General features: G+C 63.7%; 20 protein-coding genes and 1 pseudogene. 7 read left to right on the forward strand and 14 right to left on the reverse strand.

Translation table 11 applies throughout. From position 1 onward, the window contains the following. Positions 1-27: 27 nt before the first annotated feature. Positions 28-747 (forward strand): 4'-phosphopantetheinyl transferase family protein, encoded by a 720-nt coding sequence (locus GCU53_RS00885; RefSeq protein ID WP_152385953.1) that lies wholly within the window; start codon positions 28-30, stop codon positions 745-747. Positions 748-991: 244 nt separating this feature from the next. On the opposite strand, the gene GCU53_RS00890 is transcribed toward GCU53_RS00885, so the two are convergent. Beyond that, entirely contained in the window at positions 992-1,180 is a 189-nt protein-coding gene (locus tag GCU53_RS00890; RefSeq protein ID WP_152385954.1) for a YgaP family membrane protein, read from the reverse strand. Between the two features lie 682 nt (positions 1,181-1,862). Between GCU53_RS00890 and GCU53_RS00895 the strand changes: the two genes are divergently transcribed. Continuing rightward, positions 1,863-2,687, forward strand: coding sequence for an inositol monophosphatase family protein (locus GCU53_RS00895; RefSeq protein ID WP_152385955.1), 825 nt, complete (start codon positions 1,863-1,865; stop codon positions 2,685-2,687). 162 nt (positions 2,688-2,849) lie between these two features. On the opposite strand, the gene GCU53_RS00900 is transcribed toward GCU53_RS00895, so the two are convergent. From GCU53_RS00900 to GCU53_RS00910, 3 genes are all read right to left on the reverse strand, one after another. Next, positions 2,850-3,869, reverse strand: coding sequence for a substrate-binding domain-containing protein (locus GCU53_RS00900; RefSeq protein ID WP_152385956.1), 1,020 nt, complete (start codon positions 3,867-3,869; stop codon positions 2,850-2,852). Positions 3,870-4,196: 327 nt separating this feature from the next. Further along, the gene (locus GCU53_RS00905; RefSeq protein ID WP_244306966.1) at positions 4,197-4,418 is read right to left on the reverse strand and encodes a hypothetical protein; all 222 of its coding nucleotides are present in this window, start codon (positions 4,416-4,418) and stop codon (positions 4,197-4,199) included. A 103-nt stretch (positions 4,419-4,521) separates the two neighbouring features. Beyond that, positions 4,522-4,764, reverse strand: a complete 243-nt coding sequence (locus GCU53_RS00910; RefSeq protein ID WP_152385957.1) for a hypothetical protein — start codon at positions 4,762-4,764, stop codon at positions 4,522-4,524. 418 nt (positions 4,765-5,182) lie between these two features. Here GCU53_RS00910 and GCU53_RS00915 point away from each other — a divergent pair, with 418 nt between their 5' ends. Then, on the forward strand, positions 5,183-6,163 hold the full coding sequence (locus GCU53_RS00915) for an IS5 family transposase (protein WP_152385958.1): 981 nt from the start codon (positions 5,183-5,185) through the stop codon (positions 6,161-6,163). A 365-nt stretch (positions 6,164-6,528) separates the two neighbouring features. On the opposite strand, the gene GCU53_RS00920 is transcribed toward GCU53_RS00915, so the two are convergent. The 7 genes and pseudogenes from GCU53_RS00920 to GCU53_RS00950 form a co-directional block, all read right to left on the reverse strand. After that, complete coding sequence (locus tag GCU53_RS00920; protein WP_152385959.1) at positions 6,529-8,106, reverse strand: GMC family oxidoreductase; 1,578 nt, start codon at positions 8,104-8,106, stop codon at positions 6,529-6,531. A gap of 2 nt (positions 8,107-8,108) precedes the next feature. Further along, positions 8,109-8,627 carry a sugar dehydrogenase complex small subunit gene (locus tag GCU53_RS00925; protein WP_152385960.1) on the reverse strand — a complete coding sequence of 173 codons (519 nt, stop codon included), beginning with the start codon at positions 8,625-8,627 and terminating at the stop codon, positions 8,109-8,111. 75 nt (positions 8,628-8,702) lie between these two features. After that, positions 8,703-11,171, reverse strand: coding sequence for a glucan 1,4-alpha-glucosidase (locus GCU53_RS00930; protein ID WP_152385961.1), 2,469 nt, complete (start codon positions 11,169-11,171; stop codon positions 8,703-8,705). A gap of 771 nt (positions 11,172-11,942) precedes the next feature. Continuing rightward, positions 11,943-12,263, reverse strand: a pseudogene (locus GCU53_RS00935) (SMP-30/gluconolactonase/LRE family protein); the annotation flags it as partial. A 364-nt stretch (positions 12,264-12,627) separates the two neighbouring features. After that, complete coding sequence (locus tag GCU53_RS00940) at positions 12,628-13,902, reverse strand: OprD family porin (RefSeq protein WP_152385962.1); 1,275 nt, start codon at positions 13,900-13,902, stop codon at positions 12,628-12,630. A 213-nt stretch (positions 13,903-14,115) separates the two neighbouring features. Beyond that, entirely contained in the window at positions 14,116-15,696 is a 1,581-nt protein-coding gene (locus GCU53_RS00945) for an aldehyde dehydrogenase (NADP(+)) (RefSeq protein ID WP_152385963.1), read from the reverse strand. 114 nt (positions 15,697-15,810) lie between these two features. After that, complete coding sequence (locus GCU53_RS00950; protein ID WP_152385964.1) at positions 15,811-17,364, reverse strand: UxaA family hydrolase; 1,554 nt, start codon at positions 17,362-17,364, stop codon at positions 15,811-15,813. Between the two features lie 502 nt (positions 17,365-17,866). Between GCU53_RS00950 and GCU53_RS00955 the strand changes: the two genes are divergently transcribed. Genes GCU53_RS00955 through GCU53_RS25855 form a run of 4 tightly spaced genes read left to right on the forward strand, consistent with a single transcriptional unit; the run spans position 17,867 to position 18,950 of the window. Beyond that, the gene (locus GCU53_RS00955) at positions 17,867-18,133 is read left to right on the forward strand and encodes a hypothetical protein (RefSeq protein WP_152385965.1); all 267 of its coding nucleotides are present in this window, start codon (positions 17,867-17,869) and stop codon (positions 18,131-18,133) included. 52 nt (positions 18,134-18,185) lie between these two features. Next, entirely contained in the window at positions 18,186-18,446 is a 261-nt protein-coding gene (locus GCU53_RS25845) for a hypothetical protein (RefSeq protein ID WP_244306969.1), read from the forward strand. Positions 18,447-18,493: 47 nt separating this feature from the next. Next, complete coding sequence (locus tag GCU53_RS25850) at positions 18,494-18,805, forward strand: amidohydrolase family protein (protein WP_244306972.1); 312 nt, start codon at positions 18,494-18,496, stop codon at positions 18,803-18,805. Continuing rightward, entirely contained in the window at positions 18,777-18,950 is a 174-nt protein-coding gene (locus GCU53_RS25855) for a hypothetical protein (RefSeq protein ID WP_244306975.1), read from the forward strand. The genes GCU53_RS25850 and GCU53_RS25855 overlap by 29 nt, the downstream gene beginning before the upstream one ends. A 9-nt stretch (positions 18,951-18,959) precedes the next feature. Here GCU53_RS25855 and GCU53_RS00965 read toward each other — a convergent pair whose 3' ends face one another. The 3 genes from GCU53_RS00965 to GCU53_RS00975 form a co-directional block, all read right to left on the reverse strand. After that, positions 18,960-20,057, reverse strand: coding sequence for an IS630 family transposase (locus GCU53_RS00965; RefSeq protein ID WP_152385966.1), 1,098 nt, complete (start codon positions 20,055-20,057; stop codon positions 18,960-18,962). Between the two features lie 87 nt (positions 20,058-20,144). Then, positions 20,145-21,242, reverse strand: coding sequence for an IS630 family transposase (locus GCU53_RS00970; RefSeq protein WP_152385967.1), 1,098 nt, complete (start codon positions 21,240-21,242; stop codon positions 20,145-20,147). An 87-nt stretch (positions 21,243-21,329) separates the two neighbouring features. Next, positions 21,330-22,427 carry an IS630 family transposase gene (locus tag GCU53_RS00975; protein ID WP_152385968.1) on the reverse strand — a complete coding sequence of 366 codons (1,098 nt, stop codon included), beginning with the start codon at positions 22,425-22,427 and terminating at the stop codon, positions 21,330-21,332. Positions 22,428-22,466 lie beyond the last annotated feature (39 nt).

Genomic DNA, 22,466 nt, shown 5'->3' on the forward strand with positions numbered 1-22,466 from the left:
AGGATCGTCCCGGGAGGCCCCCGCACCATGGACTACACCACTCGCCTGGCGGCCGGCGGGCGCTGGCCGGCGGACGTGGAACTCTGGCATCTGCATATGCCCGCTGCGGCGTCCGAGCGGGACTGGCCCTGGCTGGATGCCGGCGAACATGCGCGCGCGGCGCGTTACCGCCAGCCGGGAGACCGCATCCGCTTCGCGCTGACGCGCTCCCGGCTGCGGCAACTGCTCGCCGCCCGTCTGGACATGTCGCCCGCCGCGCTGCACTTTGTCAGCAACCCCTGGGGGCGCCCGGAGCTGGCCGGCGGCGCTGGCTTGGCATTCAATGTGTCCCATGGCGGCGATCATGCGCTGATCGCCATCTCCGCCGCCCGCCAGGTGGGCGTGGACATCGAGCGGATCGATCCCACCCTCGATTGGCAGGCGCTGACCGGGCTGGTATGCACGGCTGCAGAAATGCGGGCCATTCTGGCGCAGCCCCAGTGGCGCCATCGGCAGTGCTTTTTCCAGTGCTGGACGGCCAAGGAGGCTCTGCTGAAAGCCTGCGGACTGGGCATCGGCGCCGGACTGCTGGGCCTGGAGTTCGTCCATCTTGGGCAGGAAGCCCGGGAGGGGGAGGACGCCGGCGGCAGTCTGATGCTCAAGGGACGTTTACTGCATTACCACTGGTTGGGCGAGATTTCCGGCTACAGCGCATGTATCGCCTACGGGCAGGCCCCGTCTCTGGAGCCTGGCTTCTCCGGGGAGTGAGGGCGGCCGACGGCAGTGCCCCGGTATTCCTGCCGCGTCCGGACCGGCCGTGATTCCGGTCTGTCAGACTCCGTCCACGATCTTCAGGGCAGTGGCGAAGGGCTTGGAGCAAGGTCCGACAGGCGCATGTGCCGTGCCCATCGGGAGGCGGCCGGGCTGCTGATATCCGGATGCAGCCGATTGCCCGGCGGGTCCTGCGGGTAGCGTCGCGCGGGACAGCCCGGTTCCAGCCCGGCCAATGGCGCTAGTTCTTCACCGAGCAGCTGCGGGCGCCGAACAGCATGTGAGCCGGGCACCATCTGAGCAGTCCGGTAGCCAGAAGCAATACGCCGGCCCACGCCCAAAGCGGGCCCCCGGCGATAGCCCAGATAATCAATGCAATGCCGACCACGAGGCGGGCGATTCTTTCGATGTTGCCAATGTTTTTCTGCACGATAAGTTGTCCCTTTACCTGATAGTAGTGCCTTGTAGCGGTGTTATAAGCAGTACGTCTTTTTACAGGTTCACCCCCGACTCCATGGCAGCCCGGAGTTCTGCCAGCCATTCGGCAGGCAATGTTCCGTTCTCCGCGCGCTGCCGGCACGGCACGCGGTGACGACCGCGATACTCCGCAGCTCGGTTTGGAATTCAGCGACGAAGTTGGAGTATGGGTTCCGTAGCATCGACTTGGGCAGCACGGTCCACCAGCAAATAGCGTACGTCGACATACATCATGCGGGTGATAACGAAGAACTTGCTTTCCACCGGATTGCGTACATCGACGGGCAATATCTTATCACCACTCTTTTATTGCGGCTGTCGCCAGATCAATAAAGCGAGCCTGTGCATTCACTGCAGCGATTGCCCGGGCTCATGATGCGATGGAAACAAGCCGGGACGAGATGGACTTCCGAGCTGAGCGGAGTCTCGATTTTCAAGTCCTGCGTCAAGGCCGATGGCAACAACGCCCAGTCCGTTGAACGAGTAGCCGGGAGCTGTTCGGCGAGAAGCGAACAAAGTATGGCTTTCGAGGACACATCCAGGCCTTCAGGGCCAGGCCTGTCCTTCACAAGGCTTGAGCTTCGCGCCGAAGACCGTAACCTGAGCGTCTTCACTGTTTCCAGACGGGAAATGCCATGACTGCGAAAGTTGACGTAACGGCGCTTGCCGACCTGCTGCGACGGGCGGCGAAGGCCGAAATACTGCCCCGTTTCCGGCGCCTGGGCAGCGCTGACGTGCGAGCCAAGACGGAGGCAACGGATCTGGTGACCGAGGCCGATGAACAGGCCGAGCAGATGATAAAGGCAGAGAGCGCACGGCTCTGGCCGGACGCCCTGTTCATCGGTGAGGAGTCGGTCGCGGCGGATCCCAGGTTGCTGGGCAGGCTGAAAGAGGCCGAGCTCGCCATCATCGTCGACCCGGTCGACGGTACCTTCAACTTCGCCTCGGGCATTCCGGCGTTCGGCGTCATGGCCTCGGTCGTTCTTGCGGGCGAGACGATTGCCGGCATCATCTACGACCCCATGGGGGACGACTGGGTGATGGCGGAGAAAGGCAGCGGCGCCTGGCTGAGACGGCCGGATGGCGAGGCGAAGCGGCTTTCCGTGGCAGCCCCTGTCGCACTCGACCAGATGGTCGGCATGGCTTCGACCGGATATCTGCCGAAAGACCGGCAGCCGCACATCCTCGCGAATCTGTCCAAGGTCCGCTTTGCCGCCAACTACCGCTGCGCAGCGCACGAACACCGGACCTTCGCTGCCGGCCATGTGCATTACCTGATGTACTACAAGCTGATGCCCTGGGATCATCTCGCCGGCACTCTGATCTGCCAGGAAGCGGGTGCCTACACCGCTCGCCTCGACGGAACTCCCTATCTGCCCCATCATCTGGACGGCGGCCTGCTGATTGCCCCGGACAAGGCCTCCTGGGAACTGCTCCGGCACGAAGTCTTCACGGTTTGACCTCATTCTCCGCCAGGCCGCAGCCCGGGAAGAGGGCAGGCATGCGCTCGGGTTTTCCCGGTGGCACGGCAGGTCCGGGCTCGTGGAAGGCACCGGCTTGCCGGAGAGGGAGCGGATCGGACAGGCCAACTGCCGAGTGGCGCTGGCTTGTTCGAGGTCTCCTCAACGTTCGGAGCCGATGTGCATCGGTGCTTTCGGCAGATAGACATGGCTGTCGATGAAGACCTCTTCGGGGACGGGCTCGCCCTGTGCCAGACGCTTCAGTATCCGGTAACTTTCACGGCCGATCTCGCGGCCCTTTATCGCCAGATAGGCTTGTACCAGACCGTCTTCGAGTAAAGCCAGCTGTGCCGCATCAGGTTCGTTGATGGTCATGATAATGACCGGGCGTGTACCTTTTTGATCAAGTTCGGCGAGTATCGGCGCTATCTGGCGGCGAAACTCTTCCGCTTCGTAGACCAGCCAGCTTCCCGGCGTGATGATGGCATCGACCTGGCTGCCGGAGTTCAGCAAAGTGGCGAGCTTGAGTAGCGCAGTCGGCGGGTCGTTGGCCTGATAGAGAGGACAACGTTTCAATTCGCTCCAGCCGTTTTCGCCCTGCAACGGGCCGGTCGTCCCATTCTCGACGCGGCCGCCGCGTAGCTGCTGGCGGATGCCTCGAATGCGCGTTTGGAGATTGGTTTCCTGTGGGCTGCCGGTCAGGATGCATAATTTTCCGCCTTTTGGTCTGAAATGCTGGGCAAGCCCTCCCAACTGCTGGCCGAAGGCAAGATTGTCGAGCCCGACATAACTCTGGCGCAAATGCTGCTCTTCAGGCGCGAAGTCCGAGTTGAGGGTAATCAGTGGCGTTTTTCCCAGTCGTCTCAAGGCATGCTCGGCCAGCCATTTCGAATGGGTCACTGCCAGGGCGATGCCATCCAGATGCATATCGAGGGCCTGCTCCAGGACCTCGTTCTGGCGGCGAAAATGGGTAGGGCCCGAAGTTCCCAGCAGTAGACACGTATCGCCTTGAGTCTGGGCGGCCTGAGCACAGCCTTCGGCCGCCTGGATGAAAAAGGTTTGATCGACCCGCTTGGCAATCAATGCGAACCGAAGAGGTTCGGCTTCGGCGAGAGCACTAACCTGCAGTCCGCAAAACAAGGCTGCTGCCCAAAGAAAGCAGGAATGCAAACTTCTTTTCAAGGCGGTACCTGGCGGGTCAACACATCTTTAGAAAAGAATAGTCTTTGAATGGACAGATGATCGAGTCCGGATGGACTTGCATCGGGTAAATGCAGAGTGGCAGGCAAGCGCTATCGTCGCGCCAATGATCGGCGTCGATTCAATCGACGCCAATGGACGTGAACAGGCGGCGGACGCCCGATGCTTCGGGCGGCTTCCCGACGATGGACAATACGGTCGGGCTTTAAACCGGAAAATGATGAGCACCCGATAGGGACAATGCCTGTGTCCCGTTCTGCGTTGAAGGCCCCCCTTCCTTCAGGAAGAGGGGCAACCGGGGAAGACCGCCTACTCTCCCGAGGCCTTTTTCCAACCGTTGAGCAGTCGAAGCAGAGAGGGGTCCGTGACGGTGCTTTCGGCGGCCTGGATCAGGCAAAGCCCGAGCTCGCGGGCACTCGACGGGTGGATATACAGATCGTGCACATTGTCTTGGCTGCTCAACCTGAGCACCACAACGCCATCCTTGGTTATAACCTGCGCTATTTCCACTTCCAGCTCTAAGTTGTTCATGGTTATGACTCCGGTGACTTGTGGCAAGCCATCATGAGGGCAGCTGGTACGCTGCGAATGCCTGCCAGGTTGCTTTACCTCCTCAGGAAGTACCGGCAGTAGCTCAATGCACTGTTTTCTGCTTTTGTGGGGAATCCCCAAGAAGTCCGATCAACTTGTCTCCGACGCGCAAGAGTTGTTCCAGATCCAACGCCGCGTCGACCATCCGGCCATACAAACGGACCAGCTCGATTCGCTCCAGTGTTTCAGAGTCCAGCGTCTCCAGCTCACAGCTGGCCATATTGTCCAGGAATACCTCAACCTCCTGCCGAAGGCAGCGCTTTAGCTCGGCTACGTGCCTGTTCATACTTCAAGCTCCTCAGCCCCTTGCAGTACATCCACCCCCAGCTCGTTGACCCGGATATGAGAAAAGGATGTATTCGTGCATATCCATTTCAATCGGCAATTGAATCGGGAGTGATAAAGGTGTCATCTAACATCGGATAATTGCCTGGCCTTGAAAAGGGTGATTTTAGATTCTTTTGGGATAAAAAAGTTCTTATGCATTGCTTTGCAATGAAAGTAGTCTTCATATATTCGTTAAAAAGCTTTGCCCGCAGCCGCCGGTTCCGGTTCTCAGTCGGAAAAATCATTCCCCGGCGGGTATCTTCGGACATCCGGTTGTCTCGCGTGGGAAATGCCGGATAGGCACGCCCATAAGGAAATCCTGAAAAAGACTTCCCGATTCTGGTGAAATACACCCGCTCCCTTGTCCGAGTTTCCCGATGAAGCAACTGTCCTTCGCCGATGCCGAGTATGCCGGCAAGCGCAAGCAGACCCGCCGCGAGCGCTTCCTGCTCGAGATGGACCAGGTGGTGCCGTGGCAGGGGCTGATCGCCCTGATCGAGCCCTACTATCCCAAGGGCGAAGGCGGTCGGCCCGCCTACCCGCTGGCAGCCATGCTGCGCGTGCACCTGATGCAGAACTGGTTCGGCTACAGCGATCCGGCGATGGAGGAAGCGCTGTACGAAACCACTCTCCTGCGCCAGTTCGCCGGCCTGAGCCTGGAGCGCATCCCGGACGAAACGACCCTCCTCAACTTCCGTCGCCTGCTGGAGAAGCACGAACTGGCCGGGGGAATACTGGAGGTGATCAACGGCTATCTGGGCGAGCGCGGACTGTCGCTGCGCCAGGGCACCATTGTCGACGCCACCCTGATCCATGCGCCGAGCTCGACGAAGAACAAGGACGGCAAGCGCGACCCGGAAATGCACTCGACGAAGAAGGGCAACCAGTACTACTTCGGCGCAAAAGCTCACATTGGTGCCGACGCTGAGTCGGGTCTGGTGCACAGCGTGGTGGTCACGGCAGCCAACGTGGCAGATGTCACCCAAGTCGACCAACTGCTGCATGGCGAGGAAAACGTAGTGAGTGCCGATGCGGGCTATACCGGCGTAGAGAAGCGCCCCGAGCATGAAGGTCGGCAGGTCATCTGGCAGGTCGCGGCCCGGCGCAGTACCTACAAGAAGCATGGCAAGCGTAGCGCCTTATACAAAGCGATCCGCAAGATCGAGAAGGCCAAGGCCCAGGTACGAGCCAAGGTCGAACATCCGTTCCGCGTGATCAAGCGCCAGTTTGGCTACACCAAGGTGCGCTTCCGGGGATTGGCCAAAAACACGTCACAGTTGGTGACGCTGTTCGCCTTGTCGAATCTGTGGATGGCGCGCCGATATTTACTGGCGAATGCAGGAGAGGTGCGCCTGTAATGCGGGAAACGGTTGCTGCGACGTGCTCGCGGCAGCTAAAAAACGCAGAAACGAGCGGGTGATCTGATCGTTTTTGATCGATTCTCCGCTTTCAAAGTCGGCGGGGGGCTGAAGTCAGCCAGAAATACATGACTACTTCAGACCATCCATAACTTGCCGAAGTTGCGGGTGACCATGGACAGGTATTTATTGGAAAGGGTCTTCAACGCCAGCTGGGCATTATCGCCAGCGACCTCTCTGCTGCATGCCTCGGACAGACGATAAACGCGTCGATAATCGAGCGGCTTGCCACTGGGCTATCGCTGACGCAGATCGGCGGCGCTTCAGGGCAGAGGAAGGAGCACGCATCCCTGCGTGCGAGGGGCTCAGGCCTGTTTCAGGCGCTCGGCCAGGCGCAGGGCGAGGGCGGCGATGGTCAGGGTGGTGTTGACCGAGCCCACGGTGGGCATCACCGCGCCGCCGGCTATGTAGAGGTTGGCGTGATCGTGGCTGCGGCAGTCCCTGTCCACCACCGAGGTCTTCGGGTCGTTGCCCATCAGGGCGGTGCCGGCGATGTGGTTGTTGTTGGCGAAGTGATCCTCGAACACCACCTCGGTGCCACCCAGCAGCTTCGCCGCGTGGGTGTAGACCTCGCGGGTGTGCCTGGCGCTCTTGCGCACGTAGTCGTCCAGCGCGTAGGTGAACTCCGGCTTGGGAATGCCGGCCACGCGCTCGGTGGCGCTGGGCACGATGCGGTTCTTCGGGTTGGGCAGGATCTCGTGAAAGCTGTCGAAGCGCACCGAACGGGCGGCCTGGTCGCGGATCTTCGCCTCCAGTTCGGCACCGAAGAGCAGCGGGCCCTTGTGGATCAGCTTGCCGGCGATCCGGTCGAGCGGCGACATGTTCGACAGGTGGATCTTCTTCGAGGCGTAGTCGCGGCGGAAGGAGCCGTCGCGGAAGTCGATCAGCGAGGTCATTTCCTGCGGGCCGCGGCCGGGCCAGAGCTCCTCGCTGGCGAGGAAGGTCACGCCGGTGCCGGGGTGGTCCATGAGATTGCGGCCGACCAGGTCCGAGCGGTTGCCGACGTCGGACATCAGCATCAGCTTGGGCGTCTCGACGCCGTTGGCGGCGAGCACGAAGGTCCTGCCTTCGACCCGGTGCTCGTTGCCCTGCGGGTCCTTGTAGTGGGCGGCGACGATGCGCCCGTCCTTGCCCTTCTCCAGCTTGAACACCACGGCGTTCTCGATCAGCCGGGCGCCGGCCTTCTCGGCCTTGTCGACGTGGACGATGCCGTTGTACATGGCGCCGATCGGGCAGATCGGCATGCAGTTGTTGTTGCCGCAGCAGGGCGGGCGCTGGTCGTAGACCGTGCTGTTGCGCGCCACCGGCTCGGTGACCACGCGATAGCCGTTGGCGTTGAGCACGCTCTTGACCCGCTCCTCGTTCCACGACAGCGGCAGCGGCGCCATCGGATAGGGCGTCGAGCGCGGCGAGCCGAGGTCCTCGTCGCCCGGTCCCCATACACCCAGCTCGGCCTCGGCGCGGCCGTACCAGGGCTCCAGGTCGGCGTACTCGATCGGCCAGTCGAGGCCGACGCCGTAGAGGGTCTTGAGCTTGAAGTCGTTGGGCAGAAAGCGCCAGGTCGAGGCCGCCCAGTGCCAGGTGGTGCCACCGACGGCGCGGATGTACTGCACATCGTAGGGATGCTGGCCCTTCTGGATCAGGTAATTGTTGTTCGGATTGAACTCCGGGTGCGGGGCATGGGCGGGCGACGGGTAGGGCGCCTGATTGTCGTACTTGTCCGCCTGCTGGCGGAAGCGTTCGGCGATCTCGTGGCGCGCCATGCGCGGACCGGCCTCGAGGATCAGCACGTCCTTGCCGGCCAGGGCCAACTGGTGGGCGACCAGGGCGCCGGCCACGCCGGAGCCGACGATGACGAAATCCGCCTTTTGCGCAGTGGCCATGTTCAGGCCCTCCCGACGGCGGGTTTCTCGGCCCAGGCACCGGGCATGCCGAAGCAGAAGGCCCGCGGTTTGAGAATGCCGCCGGCGGCCTTGAACATCAGGGCATCCGGGTAGCCGACCACCGTGGCGGTGTAGTCGCTGCCGATCATGCCGAGATACCAGGCGGAGAGGACCTGCCGGGCCGTGGCCTCGGCCTTCTCGCCCAGGCCCTGCGGGGTCTTGCCGAGCTTGCCCTGCAGTTCGCCGAGGCTGGCAGCGAAGCCGGCATCGCGCTTGACCAGGGTGTCGTAGAGGCGCTGGCCGAAGCGGGCGTCGAGGTCGTTGCGCCCGGTGAGGCGTCTGGACAGATCCATGAAGGCCGCCAGTTCGGTTTCGACCGCGGCCCAGACCGGAGCGGCCGGGCTCAGCAGCAGGGCGCCGCTGGCGGCACCGACGCAGGCGGCGCCGAGCAGGCGGCGGCGGGAAAGGGAGAACGCAGGCACGGGCGACGCGCCAGGCATCGCGGAGGCGTGTTTTGACATCTAGACCTCTCGTTGTTGTGGATGAGTGGCGCCAGGCAGCGCAGTAGCGCTGTCCGGCGCCGGGTGGGTATCAGGTCATTTCGCGAGCTTCTCCGGGACGATGGGGTAATGGTCCCAGACCTTCTGGTCGGTCAGTGAACGGACCAGCTTGACGTATTCGGCGTGGCTCCAGGCCAGAGGGGTGGCGGTGTCCGTGCCTTCGCCCTTCACGTAGCCGTGGCGGCTGTTGTTGCCCACGCCGTCCCATACCTGTTCCGGCAGCATCATGCCCTCGTTGGCGAACAGCTCCATGGCCTTGACGTAGGTGTTCTTCAGCTTCGCCAGCTGCTCGGCATTCAGCGCCTCGACGCCTTCCGGCAACTGGGCCGTGCTGCGGGCCAGCTCGTAATGACCGCGCTCGCCGGTGAAGATCGGCCAGACGCGGCCGCGCAGCCCGGAGTTGAGCACCGGCGCCTCGGTGGCCGGGAAGTTGGTGGCGGAGATTTCGCTCTCGCCGTAGCCGTCGTTGCCGTAGCGGCGCCAGCCGGGGAATTCGCCCTCGACCCCCGGATAGGTGAACAGGTACTTGACCTTCAGATTCTCGGGCAGCTCCTGGCTGTCGAGCTCGTCCAGACTGCCGACGATGTGCGGGTCGCTGGCCGGACGCACGCCGTAGCGCACCAGCTCCAGGAAGCCGGCATCGAGCACCTGATGCTCCGGCAGGCCGGGGCGGCTGTTGTTGTCGAGCAGGGGGGCGCCGTCGTTGGGGTTATCGTTTTGGGTGATGCGCAGGTAATGGCGTCCGTCGCCCAGGCTGCCCTTCTGGGTGAACATGGTCGCTTCCAGCTTGTCGGAATAGCCCTTCGCGGCGCCCAGGAAACTCTTCGCCGCCTCGGCATCCCCGGCATGGCCGGCGAGTTCGGAGGCGGCCACCAGGCCGGCGATGACCGCCGCGGTGGTCGACGGCGAGTAGCCCCATTGCTCCTCCCAGCGCTCCTGCTGGGTCTGCGGCGGGACGACCTTCCAGTCGTTCCAGCCGACCTTCACCTGGCCGCCCTTGACCAGGAATTCCGCCGCCGGCTTGAGCATGGTCTGGTACCAGTGCCTGATCTGGGCGTCGTCGAGTACGCCGGCCTGCCAGAGCTTCCAGCCCAGCATGATGGGCATGGCGGTCTGGTCGAGCTGCACCCCGACCCATTCGATCTCGCCATCGACATGGGTCTTCTGCAGGAACCAGCCGGTGGCGCCGGGGCCGGCGTTCTCGGCCTTGCCGTCCTGCTTCTGTTCATGGATATAGGCCGAGGTGTCGCCCTGCTCGAGCGAGGTGGCTTCGCTGACCTGGACCTTCTTCAGGTATTCGAAGGCGACCTTCGGCGTTTCGCGGTCGCCGAGCGCCAGCAGCGCCATCGCGCACTGGTAGAAGTCGCGCGGCCAGACCGCCTTGTAGCCGGTGGTGCCTTTGTCCGCCGGCACTGTCTCGCCCCAGGGGTTGGACAGGGAGGCGATCAGCGCCCCGGCGTTGCTCTTGTCTTCCTGCGCCTTGAGCACCAGGGCGCTGACGTTGAGCAGCTTGCCGTTGTCGGTGCTCTGCGCGTACATGGCCGGCAGGCCGGAGAGCGAGGCCAGGTAGTCCTGCCAGCCGATCGCCTCGCCCTCGCCGTTGTAGTGGGCCAGCACCTTGGCATAGCCGCGGGCCAGCGTCGCGTCCGCCGCCCGGTCGGCCTGCTGGCGGTCGTTGCCAAAGCCGACCACCAGGTCGAGGGTGGTCTCGTTGCCCGTCTGGGGGAGACGCGCCAGCATGGTGACGTTACCGGGCGCATCCCCGGTGCTGGCGTACTGGTTGTCGAGCTTGCCGTCCTTGAGGTCGGTCAGGCCGTCGGAAGTCCCGGCGAAGCCGACGGTGGGTTGTTCCAGGGGGCGGCTGGCCTTGACCACCAGGGTCGTCTCGCCTTCCCGGGCGTACAGCGCCTGTCCGTCGACGAAGGCGCTGTCGCCGCTGCCGTCGTTGCCGATCGCCGGATCGACGTGCACATAGGCCTGGATGCCCGGCTCCTTGCTGCGGAAGATGACCCGCATCATCAGCGAGTTGGCGTCCGGATCGGTGAAGACGTGCTTCTCGATCTCGTAACGGCCTTCCTTGTCGCGGTTGACGATCTTGTAGGCCAGCGAGGTGGGGCGGCCTGCGCCGTCGACCGACAGGTACTGCACTTCGCTGTCGGTGTCCTGTGCTTCCAGGTCCAGGAAGTCGGGGCCCTGGATCACCAGTTGCATTTCGCGCAGTTGGGCTTCGTGGATCAGCCCGAACATGGTTTCGGTGACGATCCCCTGGGCCAGCGAGAACCAGACCTTCGAGACTTCGCCGGTGGCCGCTTGCGGCGAGTACTGGCCGTCCTTGTACTGCTCGTAGGAGGTGCCGATGCCGGTCTTGCCCGAATACGACCAGAACGGCGCCGCACCCGGCGCACCCGGCGCCACCTGGTCGGCGCCCATCGCGACCTGACCGATTCCCAGAGCGCCGATCAGGACGCTCAGCAGAGTTTTACGGAACCTTACTGGCTGTTGCATATGACCTTCTCTTTTTCTTGTATGGAGGTGTGGAGAAGCCGCCGCCATGGCGGCATGGGTGAGTAAAGACCGGCTCAGGCACGAGGCTGTCCCGTACCCGGGATCGGTCTGTCTTCGCACGGGCACCGTGTCGCCACCGGCGCATGGCGAGTCGCCTGCCGTAGCGCCGGCACCGGTGTCTGCAAGTGTCGAAGGGGGAAAGGGGAGCGGGAGCTGGCGCACTCGCGAGCGGCGGACGTACGGATGACGAATGCCTGGCTTGGGGCAGGCGCGCAATCAAAGATACCCATGGGACACCCTGGTGGTGAGGCAGCGCTATCTTTGCGAGCGGCAATCCCTTCGCAAAGCCTGTCTGTCTCCCTGATCTTGTTATTTTTATCCCGTCTCGTTCGGCTGCTGGCGAAGCGGAACGAATGGGCGGTCGAGGGAGGCCGGATCGATTGGCACGCAAATACCAGTTCCCCCTAAGGTAGCGCTATCTTATGCGTGGTGCTTTGCACCTGGCAAGTCGGGTTTGATTCCGAGTATGTAAGTGCACCAGGGGCCGACGCCTGATCGGCTTCCCGGTCGGACAAGTCCATTCCGCTCATGACGGGACAGGAAAATGTCATCGTATGATCTTGATAGGAGAGAGACGGACTGTTCGGGTCTTGCAGGAGCTTTTTGCAAGCCCCTTGGAAAATTCTTCGACCGAGCCGCCAGCCATTGTCCGTATCATCGAAACGGGGAAAGTCCATCGATGACGCGCTGTTCAACTGCACTTCGAATATTGATCCGGTTGTTGGGAATATCGCTCAGCAGGACGTAGCGGCCGTCGCCGAACCAGACCGGGCCTTCCGCCCAGCGCATGCCGGTGGCCAGCCGTTCGACGCTGGCGTTGAACAGTCGATATTTCAGGAAGCTTTCGGCGAGTGCCACGACCAGCGGGTCCGGATAGCGGAGTCCCAGTGGTTCGGCTCTGGCGATATTGTTAAAGACGGAAAGGCCGCTGGCGACCGTGACAGCGGAAATTGTCAGGGATTGCTTGAGAAAGCACTTTCTGGAATGTGCCGGGGAAGATTCGAGGGCTCCAGAAGTTGTGTCGTTCGACATCAAGTTTGTCTCCATTGTTTTTCTTGTAGAGAAGTGCAGGCGCAGATCCGTCCAGCCTGTTTCCTGGCGGCGGATGCAAGCGAAACGATTGATTGGCGAAAGTGGCAACGGAGCCAATCCGATGGATCTGCGGCGGCCTACTTTAGATCTGATATCATACAACTTGCAGGGCTTTATCGAGGCCTGAAGGGCGAATCCCAGATGGCTGGAGCGGCCGAACGTGGGGCGTCTGGAGATGCCACTCTTTCAAGATCTTCGGCTATTTGCGACCGAGCTGCGGGAACGGATTCATCGGCGAGCATCGATAAACAACCGCAGGCAGCACGCATGAATTCGCTCCCTCAAAGGCCCGCTCCGTAGCCGTTCAGAACAGTGACAGCGGGTACTGGACGATCAGGCGCTGCTCGTTGAACTGGTTGTTGCTGCCGTAATCGCGACGCATGGTGGTGTTGCGCCAGCGCAGGGTCAGGTTCTTCGCCGCGCCACTCTGCACCACGTAGGCCAGCTCGCTCTCGTGGCCCCATTCCTCGCCGTCGTCGACCGCGCCGACGTGGATGTTCTTGCCGCTGATGTAGCGGGTCATGAAGGTCAGCCCCGGCATGCCCAGCGCGGCGAAGTTGTAGTCGTAGCGCAGTTGCCAGGAACGTTCGCGGGCGTTGTCGTAGCTGGAGTTGTAGCTGTCGTTGGCCAGGGTGCCGCCGCTGGTGCCGTTGACCCGCAGCCACTTGCTGTCGCCGCTGACCCGCTGCAGGCCCAGGTAGAAGGTGTGCGCGTTGTGCTTGAGGGAGAACAGCCCGGACAGCACCTTGTTGTCCAGATGGCCTTCCAGCGCCTCGCCGTCCTCCTCGCCGTCGAAGTAGCCGATGTTGGCGCCGAGGGTCCATTCCTTGCCCAGCGGCTGGGTGTGCAGCAGCTGGACGTAGCGCTGCTTGTAGATGTCCTTCAGGCGCGCGTACCAGAGGCCGACGGTGGTGCGCTTGTCGTTGAAGGCGTATTCGGCGCCGGCGAAGTCGAAGTCGTCGGAGGTGCGGTCGCTGGTGTAGGGGCTGGTGCCGAACAGCGTCATGTCCTCCATGCTGCCGTCGTCGCGCGGGCTGTTGCCGGTGATGTGGCCGGCGTAGAGGGTCAGGTTCCTGACCTCCTTCGAGGTGAGCATGGAACCCTGGAAGGTCTGCGGCAGCGAGCGGCCGTCGTCGGAACGCAGGATCGGCAGCACCAGGTACCACTCGCCGACGCGCAGCTCGGTCTCGGAATATTTCATCTTGCCGGAGACGGCGATGCGTCCGAACTTGTCGGCCGGATCGCCGTCGCGGCCGAGCGGCAGCAGCTGGGTGCCGCCGGTGCCCTTGCCGCCGTCGAGCTTGACCGAGTACAGGCCGAGCACGTCGACGCCGAAGCCGACCGGCCCTTGGGTGTAGCCGGACTTGAAGTCGAGGATGAAGTTCTGGGTCCATTCCTCGGCCTTGCTGCGGGTGGCGTTGTCGCCCTTGAAGTCGCGGTTGATGAAGAAGTTGCGCAGGGTCAGGCTGCCCTTGGCGTCGTCGACGAAGGCCGCCTGGGCGCCAGTGCTGGCGAGCAACAGGACGAAGGCGAGGGCAGGGGACTGACGGAGCGAAAAATGCGAGAGGCTGTTCTTCATTGTTGTTGTTACCGGCGAAGATCGGTGGAAAAGGCGCAAAAAGTCCCCTCCGCGGGTGCGGATGCATCGGGCGAAAGGGGAAGGCCGGCGACGGGCGCCGGGCTGGGAGTCAGGGACTGGAGCGGGTGTTGGGTAGAGCGGTCATGAAGGCTTCCCGTTATTTGTTGTTATCAGGGAGTCCGGGGGCCTGCGCCCCCGGTTGACCGGCAAGGATTAGAGCGCCTCGCGGCTCGGCTGGCCGTCGACCAGGCGCAGGATGCTCAGTGGGTTGGCGTTCTGCAGCGCCTCGGGCAACAGCGCATCCGGGTAGTTCTGGTAGCACACCGGGCGCAGGAAGCGGTCGATCGCCAGGCTGCCCACCGAGGTGCCGCGGGCGTCCGAGGTGGCCGGGTAGGGGCCGCCGTGGACCATCGCGTCGCAGACTTCCACCCCGGTCGGGTAGCCGTTGAGCAAAAGGCGCCCGGCCTTCTGCTCGAGCACCGGGACCACGGCGGCGAAGGCGGTCAGGTCCGCCGGCTCGGCGATCAGGGTGGCGGTGAGCTGGCCGTGCAGGCCGTGCAGGGCGCGGACCAGCTCGGCCGCATCGGCCACCTCGACGACCACGCTGGTCGGCCCGAAGACCTCCTCCTGGAGCAGCGCGTCGCCCTCCAGCAGCAGGGCGACGTCGGCCTGGAACAGCTGCGGCCGGGCCTGCTGGCCTTCCTGCTTCTGCCCGGCCAGGTGCCTGATCTTCGGATGGGCGTGCAGGGCGGCGATACCCTGCTCGTAGCTTCTCAGGGTGCCGGCGTTGAGCATGGTCTGCGGGCCCTGGTCGGCCATGGCGGCGGCGAAGGCGGCGAGGAAGGCGGAGAACTCCGCCGAGCGCAGGCCGACGATCAGCCCCGGGTTGGTGCAGAACTGGCCGCAGCCCAGGGTCACCGAGGCGGTCAGCTCCCGGGCGATCTGCTCGCCGCGCTGCTTCAGTGCCGCGGGCAGCAGCAGCACCGGGTTGATGCTGGACATCTCGGCGAACACCGGGATCGGCTGCGGCCGGGCGGCGGCCATGTCGCAGAGGGCGCGGCCGCCCTTGAGCGAGCCGGTGAAGCCCACCGCCTGGATTGCCGGGTGCTTGACCAGCGCCTCGCCGACGCCGTTGCCGTAGATCATGTTGAACACCCCGGCGGGCATGCCGGTCTTCCCGGCGGCGCGCAGGATGGCGTCGGCCACGCACGCGGCGGTGGCCATGTGGCCGCTGTGCGCCTTGAACACCACCGGGCAGCCGGCGGCCAGGGCCGCGGCGGTGTCGCCGCCGGCGGTGGAGAAGGCCAGCGGGAAGTTGCTGGCGCCGAACACTGCGACCGGACCGAGGCCGATGCGGCACTGGCGCAGGTCGACCCGCGGCAGCGGCTGGCGCTCGGGCAGGGCGCGGTCGATGCGCGCGCCGTGGAAGTCGCCGCGGCGCAGGACCTGGGCGAACAGGCGCATCTGGTTGCTGGTGCGGCCGCGCTCGCCCTGGATGCGCGCGGCGGGCAGGGCGGTCTCGCGGCCGACCAGGGCGACGAAGTCGTCGCCGAGGGCGTCGAGCTCGGCGGCGATGGCCTCGAGGAACTCGGCGCGGCGGGCGGCGGGCAGGGCGCGGTAGGCCGGGTAGGCAGCGGCGGCGGCCTCGGCGGCGGCGTTCACCTCGGCGGGAGTGGCCTGGTAGAAGTCATGGGGCAACTTCTCGCCGGTGGTCGCGTCGAGGCTGTGGACGATGACGTCGCCCTTGTTGCTGCGGACTCCTGCGATGTAGTTGTGACCGATGATCCGGGGCATGGGGGACTCCTTGATTCTGGGGGAATAGAAAGCCTCCGCCGGCGAGGCGAAAGGAAACGGGCTTCGGAGAACAGGGATGCGGCGGCCCTCCCGGGGAGAGCCGGCCGGGGCGCTTCAGGTGATGGCGCCAATCTGCCAGGGCACGAACTCGTTCTGGCCGTAGCCGTGCACCTCGCTCTTGCTGCGCTCGCCCGAGGCGATGCGCAGCATCAGCTCGAACACCGCCTCGCCGCAGGCCTCGATGCTGGTCGAGCCGTCGGCGATGCTGCCGCAGTTGATGTCCATGTCCTCCTCCTGGCGCTGCCACAGGGCCGTGTTGGTGGCGAGCTTGATCGAGGGCGCCGGGGCGCAGCCGTAGGCCGAGCCGCGGCCGGTGGTGAAAGCGATCAGGTTGGCACCGCCGGCGACCTGGCCGGTGGCCGAGACCGGGTCGTAGCCGGGGGTGTCCATGAACACCAGACCCTGGGCGCGGACCCGCTCGGCGTATTCGTACACCTCGACCAGGTTGCCGGAGCCGGCCTTGGCCACGGCACCCAGCGACTTCTCGAGGATGGTGGTCAGGCCGCCGGCCTTGTTGCCGGCCGAGGGGTTGTTGTTCAGCTCGGCGCCCATCCGCTCGCAATAGGTCTCCCACCAGCGGATGCGGGCGATCAGCTTCTCGCCGACCTCGCGGCTGACCGCGCGGCGGGTCAGGAGGTGCTCGGCGCCGTAGATCTCCGGAGTCTCGGAGAGGATCGCGGTGCCGCCGCAGGCTACCAGGCGGTCCACTGCATTGCCCAAGGCCGGGTTGGCGGTGATGCCGGAATAGCCGTCCGAGCCGCCGCACTGCAGGCCGACGACCAGGTGCCGGGCGCTGACCGGCTGGCGCTCGACGCGGTTGGCCGCGCTCAGCAGTTCCCTGACCTGGGCGATGCCGCTGGCCACGGCCCGGGCGGTGCCGCCGCTGTCCTGGATGGTGAAGGTGCGCAGCGCGTCGCTGCGCTCGAGGCCCTGGCTGGCCAGCAGGCTGTCGATCTGGTTGGTTTCGCAGCCCAGGCCGACCACCAGCACGGCGGCGAAATTGGCATGCGCGGCATAGCCGCCGAGGGTCCGGCGCAGCATGCCGAGGCCCTCGCCACTGGCGTCGATGGCGCAGCCGGAGCCGTGGGTCAGGGCGACCACGCCGTCGACGTTGGGATAGTCGGCGAGGGCGGCGGGGTTGATGTCGCGGCGAAAGTGATCGGCAATGGCCCGGGCGACGGTGGCCGAGCAGTTCACCGAGGTGAGGATGCCCACGTAGTTGCGGGTGGCGACACGTCCGTCAGGGCGCACGATGCCTCTGAAGGTGGGGCCTTCCAGCGCGGCGGCGGTGGGCCGGGCATCGGCGCCGAAGGCGTAGTCGCGGCTGAATTCGCCCATGCTCAGGTTGTGCACGTGGACGTGCTCGCCCGGCGCGATGGCAGCGCTGGCAAAACCGATGATCTGCCCGTAGCGGCGCACCGGCCGACCGGCGGCCACGGCCCGGACGGCGACCTTGTGCCCGGCTGGAATGGCCTGGCGCACCTGCAGGTTTTCTTCGGGAAGGAGCTGGCCCGCCTCCAGGGGCCGGCGGGCGATCAGGACGTCGTCCTGGGCGTTGAGGCGGATCACGGCGCTGCCGTTGTCGCCGGTTCTGGCAATCAGTTGCATGGGGAGTCTCCACTACTGCAAGCAGGCGCCGAGACGATCACCCCGCGGCGCCTGGCCGTTGTCGCGAACGGCCTGGAGGTGCGGTGTCTCGTAGCCTGGGCGCTGCGGGTGTTGTTGTTGGACGGGCCGGGGCGCTGCACGGCAGGGCTGGGGCCACTGTAATCAGGCCGCGGCGGCTTGCCCAATGAGCGCTTTGGATTGACCGATAACCTTTCGTCATGCCGCCGGCAAGAATCTCCCGGTGTCTGTTATCGACCAGCGACCATGCATGGCCTCCGTGCTTTCTGCCGCTCGCGCAAAACCTCAACAGGCCCTAGATTTATCAGAGGAAGGGAATTACCCGAGCCACGAGGCGAGCCATTGCATGCTCCAGGATGGCCCGGCGGGCGTAGAGGGAGCTGTGCGTAACGGATTCGAGCCGATCGTCATCGCTCCAAACCGGTACGTGGAGGCGCAACTAAAGCGCGAGCACAGCTTCGTCGTTCCACAAGGAGGTGTAGCCATGAATCTGAACGATCTGAAAGAAATTGATCGAACCTGGACGAACACACCGGTGCCCCTGGCAAATCCAAAGCCGCCACTGCATATCGCGCTCAGGTGCATCGGGCAGTGCTTTCAAGTGTTCTTCTCCATCTTGTCGGCTGTGTTGTATATCGCAGTGCTGACGGCCTTTTCGCTGGTCTTTGCCGGTTCGGCGTTGATTGGCGGAATACTGTGGATTGGCGGCCGGCTCGTACGGCGCAAAAACGCTAATGGCAAGGGGCCGTGACATCCTTTCTGGCCTCCCGCCTTGCTCGCCGCCGTAGCCGCTGTCGCCGGCCATGACGCGCCTGCTGTCCTTCCTGCTGATCGCCTGCCAGCCCTGGCAGGCAGGTGCCGAGTCCGCGGACGAAGCGCTGCTCGTACAGGGCGGCTACGTGATGACGCTGGACCCGACACTGGGCGACATGGATGGCGGCAAGCTGCTCATTCGCGACGGCCGCATCCTCGCCGTCTGGACGCCGGCGACGCCCGGCGCATCGACGCCCGCGGGCAGATCGTGCTGCCGGGCTTCGTCGACACGCATTCGCACCTGTACGTGACCACGATGCGCGGGCAGTTTCGCAACCGCGACGGGTAATTCTTCTCGGTGAGTTCGCGTCTGGCCGCGGCGATGACGCCGGAAGATACCCGCACCGCCATGCATCTCGGCGCACTGGAACTGCTGCAGGGCGGCATCACCACGACCGCCGACTTCTTCGACAACATCCTCACTCCGGCGCATGGCGAGGCCGGGCTGCAGGCGCTGGAGGCGTCCGGCATCCGCGTGGTGATGAACTACGGCGGTCAAGACTACTCGCTACCCGATCGACCTCGCGCAGTTGCGCGCTCTGGCCGAACGCCGAGGCAAGGACGCACGGGGGCGGATCCGCTTGGCCTGGCGCCTGCCGCGCAATCGTGAGGATTCCGACAACTGGGCGATGCGCCAGCAGGAATACGACACCGCACGCGCCCTCGACCTGCCGATCCAGGTGCACGTCAGCGGCGAGCCCGGTCCGATGTTCGATGCGCTGAGCGAGCACCGCGTCGGCTACGGGCTGACCTAGTGTGGTGAATCACAAGTTCGCTTCATTATTTCTTTGCAAGGCTCGAGCAGCCCTGCCGACAGAGGCCAGGATTTCACCTGCTCCCTTACGCCAGCGGAAGGGCCTTGGATTCTGGTTGTAAGTCGCCAGGTAATACTCGATGGACTGCTCGAGATCCTTCACGCTGGTATGGGCCTGGCGCCTTATCCACTTCTGGGTGAGCATCGAGAAAAAGCGCTCCACCAGATTCAGCCATGACGCGGACGTCGGGGTGAAATGCACGTGATAACGCGGGTGCGCGACAAGCCAGGCGCGCACCTTGTCGGTCTTGTGCACGGCATAGTTATCCATGATCAGGTGGATGGCCTTGTCGCTCTCGACCGTTTCCTCGATGGCCCTGAGAAACTCCAGGAATTCTGCGCTGCGGTGACGGCGCTTGAGACGTCCGATCACCTCGCCGGTGGCCACATCCAGGGCGGCAAACAAGGACGTCGTGCCATGGCGCTGATAATCATGGGTACGGGTCGCCGGATACCCAGGCTCCAGCGGCAGCCCCGGCTGTGTTCGATTGAGCGCCTGGATCTGGCTTTTCTCATCGACGCACAGTACCAGCGCCTTATCCGGCGGATTCAGGTAGAGCCCTACGATATCCTGCACTTTGTCGACAAAGGCGGGATCGGTGGACAGCTTGAAGGTGTGCTCCAGGTGAGGCTTGAGCCCGAAGGCTCGCCAGATACGCTGTACGCTCGCCGGTGAAATATGGGTGGCCTTGCTCATCCGGCGCGAGCTCCAATGACTGGCATCGTCGGGCCGGGTCTGCCGCACCCGGTCGACCACTTCCTGGACCTTTTCATCGCTGATGCTGCGTGGGCGGCCTGAGCGCGGCTCGTCATTGAGGCCTTGCAGGCCCAAACGGGCGAAGCGAAGGCGCCACCTCGAAACGGTTTGCGCCGTAATGCCGAGCCGTCGAGCAATGGAAGAGCCGGACTCGCCTCGAGCGCAGGACAGAATGATCTCGGCGCGCAGCTGCATATCGGCAGGCCCCTTGTGCCTGGCTCGGCGGCGGGTGAGTTCGGCATGCTCGTGTTCGGTCAGTTCGATCCGAACGGCTGGGCGGCCTGTTTTCATCGCATGCCCTCCGAAAAAACTCTGTCAGCTCCGCGGTAGACAAGTCTTATCCTGAGTAGTTGTGATTCACCACACTAGTGTGGTGAATCACAAGTTCGCTTCATTATTTATTTGCAAGGCTCGAGCAGCCCTGCCGACAGAGGCCAGGATTTCACCTGCTCCCTTACGCCAGCGGAAGGGCCTTGGATTCTGGTTGTAGGTCGCCAGGTAATACTCGATGGACTGCTCGAGATCCTTCACGCTGGTATGGGCCTGGCGCTTTATCCACTTCTGGGTGAGCATCGAGAAAAAGCGCTCCACCAGATTCAGCCATGACGCAGACGTCGGGGTGAAATGCACGTGATAACGCGGGTGTGCGACAAGCCAGGCACGCACCTTGTCGGTCTTGTGCACGGCATAGTTATCCATGATCAGGTGTATGGCCTTGTCGCTCTCGACCGTTTCCTCGATGGCCCTGAGAAACTCCAGGAATTCTGCGCTGCGGTGACGGCGCTTGAGACGTCCGATCACCTCGCCGGTGGCCACATCCAGGGCGGCAAACAAGGACGTCGTGCCATGGCGCTGATAATCATGGGTACGGGTCGCCGGATACCCAGGCTCCAGCGGCAGCCCCGGCTGTGTTCGATTGAGCGCCTGGATCTGGCTTTTCTCATCGACGCACAGTACCAGCGCTTTATCCGGCGGATTCAGGTAGAGCCCTACGATATCCTGCACCTTGTCGACAAAGGCAGGATCGGTGGACAGCTTGAAGGTGTGCTCCAGGTGAGGCTTGAGCCCGAAGGCTCGCCAGATACGCTGTACGCTCGCCGGTGAAATATGGGTGGCCTTGCTCATCCGGCGCGAGCTCCAATGGCTGGCATCGTCGGGCCGGGTCTGCCGCACCCGGTCGACCACTTCCTGGACCTTTTCATCACTGATGCTGCGTGGGCGGCCTGAGCGCGGCTCGTCATTGAGGCCTTGCAGGCCCAAACGGGCGAAGCGAAGGCGCCACCTCGAAACGGTTTGCGCCGTAATGCCGAGCCGTCGAGCAATGGAAGAGCCGGACTCGCCTCGAGCGCAGAACAGAATGATCTCGGCGCGCAGCTGCATATCGGCAGGCCCCTTGTGCCTGGCTCGGCGGCGGGTGAGTTCGGCATGCTCTTGTTCGGTCAGTTCGATCCGAACGGCTGGGCGGCCTGTTTTCATCGCATGCCCTCCGAAAAAACTCTGCCAGCTCCGCGGCAGACAAGACTTATCCTGAGTAGTTGTGATTCACCACACTAGTGTGGTGAATCACAAGTTCGCTTCATTATTTCTTTGCAAGGCTCGAGCAGCCCTGCCGACAGAGGCCAGGATTTCACCTGCTCCCTTACGCCAGCGGAAGGGCCTTGGATTCTGGTTGTAGGTCGCCAGGTAATACTCGATGGACTGCTCGAGATCCTTCACGCGGGTATGGGCCTGGCGCTTTATCCACTTCTGGGTGAGCATCGAGAAAAAGCGCTCCACCAGATTCAGCCATGACGCAGACGTCGGGGTGAAATGCACATGATGACGCGGGTGTGCGACAAGCCAGGCACGCACCTTGTCGGTCTTGTGCACGGCATAGTTATCCATGATCAGGTGTATGGCCTTGTCGCTCTCGACCGTTTCCTCGATGGCCCTGAGAAACTCCAGGAATTCTGCGCTGCGGTGACGGCGCTTGAGACGTCCGATCACCTCGCCGGTGGCCACATCCAGGGCGGCAAACAAGGACGTCGTGCCATGGCGCTGATAATCATGGGTACGGGTCGCCGGATACCCAGGCTCCAGCGGCAGCCCCGGCTGTGTTCGATTGAGCGCCTGGATCTGGCTTTTCTCATCGACGCACAGTACCAGCGCCTTATCCGGCGGATTCAGGTAGAGCCCTACGATATCCTGCACCTTGTCGACAAAGGCGGGATCGGTGGACAGCTTGAAGGTGTGCTCCAGGTGAGGCTTGAGCCCGAAGGCTCGCCAGATACGCTGTACGCTCGCCGGTGAAATATGGGTGGCCTTGCTCATCCGGCGCGAGCTCCAATGACTGGCATCGTCGGGCCTGGTCTGCCGCACCCGGTCGACCACTTCCTGGACCTTTTCATCACTGATGCTGCGTGGGCGGCCTGAGCGCGGCTCGTCATTGAGGCCTTGCAGGCCCAAACGGGCGAAGCGAAGGCGCCACCTCGAAACGGTTTGCGCCGTAATGCCGAGCCGTCGAGCAATGGAAGAGCCGGACTCGCCTCGAGCGCAGGACAGAATGATCTCGGCGCGCAGCTGCATATCGGCAGGCCCCTTGTGCCTGGCTCGGCGGCGGGTGAGTTCGGCATGCTCTTGTTCGGTCAGTTCGATCCGAACGGCTGGGCGGCCTGTTTTCATCGCATGCCCTCCGAAAAAACTCTGCCAGCTCCGCGGTAG

It is taken from the genome of Azotobacter salinestris, assembly GCF_009363155.1.
GTDB lineage: Bacteria > Pseudomonadota > Gammaproteobacteria > Pseudomonadales > Pseudomonadaceae > Azotobacter > Azotobacter salinestris.